Origin of the sequence: Alteromonas sp. MmMcT2-2, assembly GCF_022348305.1 — a bacterium.
GTDB lineage: Bacteria > Pseudomonadota > Gammaproteobacteria > Enterobacterales > Alteromonadaceae > Alteromonas > Alteromonas macleodii.
On the sequence record NZ_JAKRFA010000077.1, the window covers coordinates 1 to 9,092 of the forward strand.

4 protein-coding genes and 1 pseudogene are annotated in these 9,092 nt (G+C 45.3%); all 5 read left to right on the forward strand.

All coding sequences use genetic code 11. The features are described from left to right. Positions 1–159: 159 nt before the first annotated feature. A complete protein-coding gene (locus tag MHM99_RS20250; protein WP_156077905.1) occupies positions 160–537 on the forward strand; it encodes a hypothetical protein in 378 nt (125 codons plus the stop codon). Between the two features lie 68 nt (positions 538–605). Then, complete coding sequence (locus MHM99_RS20255) at positions 606–1,952, forward strand: TolC family protein (protein ID WP_239220403.1); 1,347 nt, start codon at positions 606–608, stop codon at positions 1,950–1,952. A gap of 13 nt (positions 1,953–1,965) precedes the next feature. Further along, positions 1,966–3,273, forward strand: a complete 1,308-nt coding sequence (locus MHM99_RS20260) for an efflux RND transporter periplasmic adaptor subunit (RefSeq protein WP_126873340.1) — start codon at positions 1,966–1,968, stop codon at positions 3,271–3,273. A 15-nt stretch (positions 3,274–3,288) separates the two neighbouring features. Continuing rightward, positions 3,289–6,492, forward strand: a complete 3,204-nt coding sequence (locus MHM99_RS20265) for a CusA/CzcA family heavy metal efflux RND transporter (protein WP_239220404.1) — start codon at positions 3,289–3,291, stop codon at positions 6,490–6,492. Positions 6,493–6,692: 200 nt separating this feature from the next. After that, a pseudogene (locus tag MHM99_RS20270) lies at positions 6,693–9,092 on the forward strand (Tn3 family transposase); the annotation flags it as partial.

Here is a 9,092-nt window from a genome sequence, read left to right on the forward strand (position 1 = left end):
CAATAGTAAAAATTGTAACCACCCCTCATCTCGACGTCTAATTTATACAACCTGAAACATTACAACATGTGATGTCTAAAGTATTTCCCAACTGTAAGCTAGAATTTGCCAATGAACAATGTCGTGACGAAGTGAAATAGACTTGGTAGACTCACGCTTATGAAAAATTTAAAACGAATAAGTTACATCATGATCTCGCTGATACTCTTTCAGTCGTTTTCTGCTGTGGCCAATTCATTAGATTTTCATGCAATAGATACTCAACATTTGCAACATGAACACAATCATGCTGAGCATGATAAGAGTTTGTCATCAACAAGTATTCAAGATGCAAGTACCGACCAAGTAAAGGGGCAGCATAACCCAGCCGACTGTCATCACTGTGGTCATTGCCATGGTACACATGTTCAGTGGGTCGGTCATGACAGTATCAGTAAACACCATCACGTGGTGTCCAACCACAACTTTAACTATCTAGATGCTCTTATAGACGCACCTATCAACCGCCTACTGCGCCCACCTAAGCAAAAATCCTAAATTCTGTTTAAAGCTCGTCGCGATAACCTTAAACGCGACGTCCGTTATTATTTAATTTTAGGATTATTATGAATCTCACTCATTTTATTGGGCGTGACCTGCATGTCAGGCCGCCACTGCTATCTGCGTCTTTTAAGCGTATTCAAACAACAAAAGCCACATCATTGAGACGGCTTAGCTTACTTACATTTAATGGCACCAAACTGCTGTGCACTTGCTTATTGTTTGTACCGATTTTTGCTCATGCGCAAAATCAGAACTGGGAAAGTTGGTTCTCTTCACAGATAAACAAACATCCCGATATTGTCGCGGCCAAAGAACAATTGTTAAGCACAGGTGCGCTCGCTGATGCTTCTGAACGAGCCCTTTATAACCCTGAATTGTCAACTGACTATACGCGTAATGGCGATAACAATGACTACAGCGTGGGTGTTGAACAGACAATCGACCTTTGGGACAGGCAAGGCGCAAGGCGACAAAAAGCGGGTTTTATGCGCACTGCTGCACAAGCTCAATACCAAGAAGTCGTTTTAAACAAATCAGCTGATGCTATTGATGCATTAATCAATTGGCGTGCAGCAAGAAGTGCCGCTGTAATTGCAAAATCACAACAACAGCAACTTAATTCGTTACTTGAATTGGTCGAAATACGTCAAGCGGCTGGTGATCTAGGGAGTATCGATGCAGAGCTTACCTTTTTGTCGTTATCGAAACAATTTGCTCAAGTGGCGGGAGCAGAGGCTCAACTTCAAATGGCCGAAGCAATGGTGCGGGAGTTACTTCCTGATTGGGAGCCAGAGCGAGGGATTATACCCGACGACTTTTGGCCTTCTAATGCTACATATCCGTCTGATGAAGAATTACTAAAACACCCAAAAGTAGCAAGCGCTTATGCGCAATGGCTCACGCAAAAAGAAGAAGCAGAAGTCACTAGACGTGTTGCAAAAGCAAATCCTACTTTTGGTATTAATGCAGGGCGGGAAGAACGAGAAAACACCGTTGGGCTGACCTTTTCCATACCGTTAAACATTCGCAACAATTACAGTGCAGAAACTCGCGCCGCAGAACGCATGGCGTTAGAAACTGAAGCACGTTTTAGAGCGCAGTATCGGAAACTTCGTTTCGATTTACAAGGAGCGTTTGGCGCGTGGCAGAGCTACAACCTACAGTTTACGCAATGGCAATCATTGGTAAAGGGTCGCATCGAGAGTAGTGGTGATTTGTTAGAGAAGCAGTGGCGCAGTGGCGATTTATCAACGACTAACTACCTTATTGCACTGAATCAACGCGCAGAAAGTTTACTGTCTGGCATAGAGCTCGAAAAGCAAACGCGCATAGCATTAAAAAATCTCATGCTGCAATCAGGTCGTCTTATCGACTTGCCCCCAGTTCAACACGATTTCTCAATTGAGTAACAGGATTAACAAAATGAATAAAACAGTATTAGCAGTTTTCATCGCCACATTTGTCGGCGCTGCACCAAGTTTCGCACAAAAGTCTGATCAACAGCATGCTCACAATGAAACGGTAACAAGCATCGATAAAAGCATAAAAGATAAACATGACGAACATACTGATGATGGTCATGAAGAACATGAACTACAAGATGGTCAAAAGCTTGATGAGCACGGAGGCGAGGGTGCCGATGAACATGATGATCACGAAAGCGAACATGCTCATGATAAAGGTGAAAACGAGGATAAAGATGATGAAGAGCATGATGAAACTGCTTCTGCATCGTTAGACTCCAATCAAATGGCATTAGCCAACATTAAAGTAAGCACACTAAGCCCCAAAATTGTCAATTATACTTTGTATGCACCGGGTGAAATATTTTCAAACGGCTATAGCAGCTATAGAGTATCACCCAGAGTGGCATCCGTTGTCACGCGTCGTCATGTGGCATTGGGAGACAGGGTAAATAAAGGCCAAGTGCTTGTCACGCTTTTTAGCGAAACCGTTGCGCAAGCACAAGCCAATTACCGAACAACATATCCAGAATGGGAAAGAGTAAAAGGACTTGGTCGAAAAACTGTTGGAGAGCAGCGCTACATTGATGCAAAAGCTAATTTTGAAGCGGCTAGTGCAGTATTAATCTCATATGGTTTATCCGATGCAGATTTGAAAACGCTCACCTCACAGCAATCAATAGCATTAGGAGAATATAGCTTACGTGCTGAAATTGATGGCGCGGTACTCAGTGACTCGTTTGAACAAGGTCAGCGTATTGATGCGGGAGAGCCGTTGATCTCGTTGGCAGATGAAAGTGAACTTTGGGTAGAAGCGCATCTACCATCGAATATTAACCTGCGGTTAGGTGCAGGTTCTCCGGCACAAATCAAAGTGGGAGACTTCACAGTTGATGCAACGGTTACACAAGAGGCACATACCATTGACCCAATTACTCGAACGAGAACGGTTCGGCTATTAGTGAGCAACCCTGAACATCGTTTGCATCCTGGTCAATTTGCCGAGGTGTATTTCCGTTTTCTGACAAAAATGCCGGTAATGGCTGTTTCAGAAAGTGCGCTAATGCGAGGGCCCGATGGAGACTGGATGGTATTTGTAGAAGATCATCCCGGCGAGTTTTTACCCGTCGAAGTTGAACTTGGAAGAGCGCTTGGTGGCTTGCGGGAAATAACCGGTGTAGAGCCGGGTTCTCGCGTAGTAAGCGAAGGTGCTTTTTTTGTCGCTTCACAAATCGCTAAAGGCGGTTTTGACCCACACAACCACTAATTAGGAGGAGTCTTTATGTTTAATAAATTAATTGATTGGGCTGTTACTAATCGTTTGTTAGTGGTGATTGCTCTGACAACGTTAATAGTCAGCGCGGTTTTTGTTATTCCAAAACTGAATTTGGATGCATTTCCAGATGTCACCAACGTGCAAGTATCTGTCAATACAGAAGCACCGGGGTTAGCTGCCGAAGAAGTAGAGCAGTTAATTACTTATCCAATAGAAGCGGTGATGTATGCCTTACCGGATGTGATGGAAGTGCGCTCTATTTCCAAAACAGGTCTTTCAGGTGTGACCGTTGTGTTTAGCGAGGACACAGATATCTATTTTGCACGTCAATTGGTATTCGAGCGTCTGCAAGCGGCTAAAGAGTTAATTCCCGAGGGCGTCGGTACGCCAGAAATGGGACCCAACACATCAGGATTGGGGCAAGTGTATCAGTATCTATTGTTGGCTGAGCCCGATTCAGGCCTAGACGCTATGGCGTTGCGTAGTTTAAATGATTGGGTGGTGAAATTGCTGCTGCTTCCTGCCGATGGCGTAACGGATGTGCTCTCTTTTGGTGGGGAAGTACGCCAATACCAAGTTAACCTCAATCCATCTCAATTACTTGGATATGGCTTGACTCAAGATATAGTGATGGAAGCACTTGAGCGGAACAATACCAATGTGGGGGGTTGGTATATGAACCGAGGGCAAGAACAACTTGTGATAAGAGGCACTGGCTGGATAGATCATGGCGAGGAAGGGTTAGAGCAATTACGTCAGGTACCTTTAAAAACCGTAGACGGAACAACGATTACTGTATCCGATGTGGCGAACGTTGAGTTAGGTAGCGAAATTCGTCAGGGTGCTGCCACCATGACCAGAAAAGACGCCGACGGTAACATTCAAAACTTAGGTGAAGTCGTCTCAGGCATTGTACTTAAGCGCATGGGAGCTAACACGAAAGCCACAATTGATGGCGTCAATGCTCGTATTCAGCGAATTAACCAAGCATTGCCTGATGGCGTGAGTTTTGAAGTATTCTACGATCAAGCTGACTTAATTACTCAAGCCGTGGATACGGTTGTAAATGCGCTAATGTTAGCGTTCGTATTTATTATTGTTATTCTAGCTTTATTTTTGATGAATCTACGAGCCACGTTTTTAGTCCTGATTTCGATCCCTATTTCTATTGGTATTGCCTTAATGGTCATGTCGTGGTTTGGACTTTCTGCCAACCTTATGTCGCTTGGGGGCATTGCAGTGGCAATCGGCATGCTAGTAGATGGCTCAGTGGTAATGGTTGAAAACATGTTTAAACACTTGACTCACGCTGATGCTGAGCATGATCACAAGAGACAATTGGGTGAACATGTTGAAGATGATGATCCATTAGACTCGTCCCATGATACGCACGGTATCGCTTTGCGATTACAAGAAGCGGGCAAGGAGGTAGCCCGGCCTATCTTCTTCGCAACAGCCATAATCCTTGTGGTATTCATGCCTTTGTTTAGCTTTGAAGGCGTTGAAGCAAAATTATTTCAACCAATGGCTATTAGTATTATGTTGGCCATGCTTTCGGCGGTATTAGTTGCACTGATTATTGTACCGGCATTGGCGACGTATCTATTTAAAAAAGGCGTGAAACCACGAGAAAGCGTTGTGTTGAAACCTTTAGACGCGGGGTATCGCAAAGGGCTATCGTGGGCAATTTTGCATAAAAAAGTAGTGATTGGAATTGCTGCAATTATGGTAGTCGCTGCTGGTGTAGTGCTTCCTCGGCTTGGCACAGAGTTTGTACCAGAACTGGAAGAGGGCACCATTAACTTGCGTGTTACTTTAGCGCCTTCATCTAGTTTAGATACTGCCCTAGAGGTCTCCCCTAAGCTTGAGAATATATTAATGGGGTTTCCAGAAGTCACCTATACATTGTCGCGTATCGGTCGCGCCGAAATAGGAGGCGATCCTGAGCCTGTAAACAATATCGAAATTTATATCGGGTTAAAGCCAGTGCCTGAATGGACAAGTGCAAGTAACCGCTATGAACTGCAAGCGTTAATGGAAGAAAAAATGGAGCAACATCCGGGTTTGCTCTTCAATTTTTCTCAACCTATCGCGACAAGAGTGGACGAGTTGTTATCGGGTGTAAGAGCTCAACTTGCCATTAAATTATTTGGACCTGATCTTGACATCTTGGCTGAAAAAGGCCAAGCCATTGAAGCTTTAGTAAAAGAAGTTGAAGGTGCAAGAGATGTTGCTATGGAGCAAATTGCCGGTGAATCTCAACTGATTGTGACACCGAATCGCCGCGCTCTGTCGCGCTATGGGTTGGCCGTGGGTGATGTAATGGAGCTCGTAAGCGAAGGTTTAGGTGGAGCCAGCGCTGGCCAAATCATCAATGGTAATGAGCGCTATGATATTTATGTCAGGCTTGCTGAACAATTTCGAAATAACAGTCAAACGATAGCCGACTTGCGCTTACAAACTCCGTCAGGTGCATGGGTTCGTTTAGGAGATGTTGCAGAAGTGACGATTGCTTCTGGTCCACCGCAAGTCAGACGTGATGACGTACAGAGGCGAGTTGTTATCCAGGCAAATGTTCAAGGTCGAGACCTGGGTAGCGTGGTGGCAGATATTCGTCAATCTATTGATGAGCAGCTAGCACTGCCTACTGGCTATTCAGTGGATATTGGCGGGCAATTTGAGAATCAACAACGGGCGCAGAAACGATTATCACTAGTTGTGCCGCTTTCGTTGGGCTTAATTGCATTACTACTGTACTTTGCTTTTGCTTCGTTTGGTCAGGCAATGCTGATCCTCGTGAATGTGCCTCTAGCTGTGATAGGCGGAGTATTTTCACTTTGGTTATCAGGGCAATATCTTTCTGTACCGAGCTCCGTAGGTTTTATTACCTTATTTGGAGTGGCGGTCCTAAATGGGGTGGTGATGGTAGAAAGCATCAATCAGCGCATTGCAGACGGATTATCAGTATCTGACGCTGTATTCGATGGTGCTACATCAAGACTTCGGCCAGTGTTGATGACGGCGATTACATCTGCGCTAGGGCTAATTCCAATGTTAATGTCTAACGGCGTGGGTGCTGAAATCCAAAAACCGTTAGCAAGTGTTATTGTAGGCGGCTTAGTAACCGCGACATTTTTGACGCTCTTTGTACTGCCTGTGCTTTTTGCCTGGTTTTCAAAAGGGAAGTTAAAAGATATGACAAGAGCATAATCTTAATTTGAGCTGGCCTGTTGCATGCGATAAGCATCGATAGGCTAGCATCAAACCTTATAGGGGTTCTAGGGATTTTCCCCTCTAAAGTAACATAGAACGCTACAGGTATTATATTATATGGTCTGTGGCGGTGGGTTACCTTCCAATATTCTGCCATCTTATATAAACACCATCAATCATATTGGCGTTTATTCATCATGGCAATTAGTAATGAACTCTCGATTCTGACTCAGGCAGAACAACGAGACTTGTATTCAGCACCTCAGTTTTCTATTGAGGAACAACGTTTGTATTTTTCGCTAAACGATGTAGAACAGGCCGAATGCCGTACTATCAGGCTTACTAAACATCGTTGTTATTTCGTGGCGCTTCTGGGCTATTTTAAATCTAAGCCAGTGATCATTGCTCCGAGTTTCCGTGATATCAGTATCGACATGCAGTTTATTGCCTCCCAAATTCAAAGAGGTAAAGGGATCAGGCCTTTCAGTGTCAGTAAAATGCAGCGTGACCGTATTTACTCAAGGATACTGCGTCTACTTAATTACAATAAGTGGAATGAAAAACAGCACCTCAATGCTCTGTGCCACCACCTGGTTTACATTGGTCATGCCTGGCTGGAGCCTCGACACCTCTTTGATGCGGCCATTGAATACCTTGCCAGCCATAACATTGCCATTCCTAAGTACTCCGTGCTTCAAAGACTGATAAGCCGCACAATGCAACAGGTCAGAAAAGACCTGACGCTCCAACTGAATCAACTTACCAGTAATGAACTTAACGTCTTTCTGGACAACATAATCACTACTAAAGACGACGGGCTGAGTCTGAGCCATCTCAGGGGTGGTGCCAAAAGTCTGACCGTGCCTGAGCTTAAAAAAGAGCTCGCCATTTACCACCGGTTAGCACCATGGCACACGCAAATAAATGACGTTGTGGACAGGCTCAATCTGTCGCTAAAAAATCGACAACACTTCAGCGGCCTTATTGATTACTACGGCAGTAAAGTGCGGCGCTTCAAACGCTCACAGCAGCACCTGTGGTTACTGTGTCATCTGACAGAGCGCATGCAACTTGCACTGGAGCGCCTGACGGATGGGTTTGTTTACCATATCCGAAAACAACAGGAAGCCGCCAACGCCTTTGCACAACAAGCAGTGTTCCTGTCCTGGCAGTCAGCTGCGGACAATGTCACGAAAGCGGCAGAGCTACTTCACCTGTTTGTTGACGAGAATATTGATGACAATCAGCCCTTCTCAGTAGTCAGACAACAGGCATTGAAGGTCATGAATGACAGGGATATCCAGACCCTCTGCCTTTACCTGAAAAAACAGAAACGGACCGTGGAAAGCCGTCGTCGCCCAACTTCAAAAGATGCAAACGGAAATTGTATCCGGTGAATCACTGATGACAATGGATACGTCGCTTATCCCCAAAAAGCACCTCCCATGGCTGGTGAAACAGGATAACGTTAATCCGCAACGTTATGAATGGCTGCTCTACCGGCAGTTAACTTCACGACTGAACGGACGTATTTATCTGTCAAATGTCACCAAATACCGGGCACTGGAAGACGACCTGATCCCCCAAACATCGCAGGATGCACTGCTGGAGTCATCAACGCTGGACAGACTAAAACAACCTGTTGACGCATTGTTACAGGAGAAACAACATCGACTGGAAAGCGCGCTCAAAGACGTGGCGTGCCATATTGATGAGGGAGATAATCGCAATGTAATCATGAAAAATCGCTCGGGCACCCGCTGGCACCTGCCAACAAAAGGCGCTACATCTCTGGTCAACAATCCCTTCTTTAAGCGAATGCAGCCAGTCGGTATCGCGGATGTCCTGCGGTATGTTGAGCGCGAAACCGGGTTTATGCGATGCCTGACACATGTGCTGCCAATACAAAAACAGGGAACTACTCATCAGGATGATTTACTGGCCATTCTGATTGCTAACGCCACTCACCGTGGTGTGTATGGTATGGCGCAGATCTCCGACCGCAGTTATGAACACCTGAGTACAGTACAGGCTAACTATATCCGACCTGAAACGCTGCATGATGCCAGCGACGTGATCAATAATGCGGTGGCTTCATTACCCATCTTCCGCCACTACCATATTCAGGAGGACCAGTTGCACGCCAGTGCGGATGGTCAGAAATTCGAAACGCATCTGGAAACGTTTAAAACCCGGTATTCCTCGAAGTACTTCGGTACCAATAAAGGGATCACGGCCATGACCCTGGTCGCCAATCACAGCGCGCTGAATGCACGGATAATCGGCTCCAACGAGCATGAATCACACTATATCTATGATCTGTTGCAATCCAACAGCAGCGATATCAAACCTGACGTACTCTCGACAGATACACACGGTGTCAATCACGTCAACTTCGCTTTATTGGATCTATGCGGCTACAGCTTTGCACCGCGATACGCGCAATTTAACAGCGTCATCAACGATCTGTTTGAGGTGACTGAAAATGAACAATGTAACACCATACTGGCGCTAAAGAAGCCTATCAGAACGAATGTTATTACAACGGGATGGCAAGATATCAGGCGTATTGTTCTGTCACTTCAGACAAAGCGGAC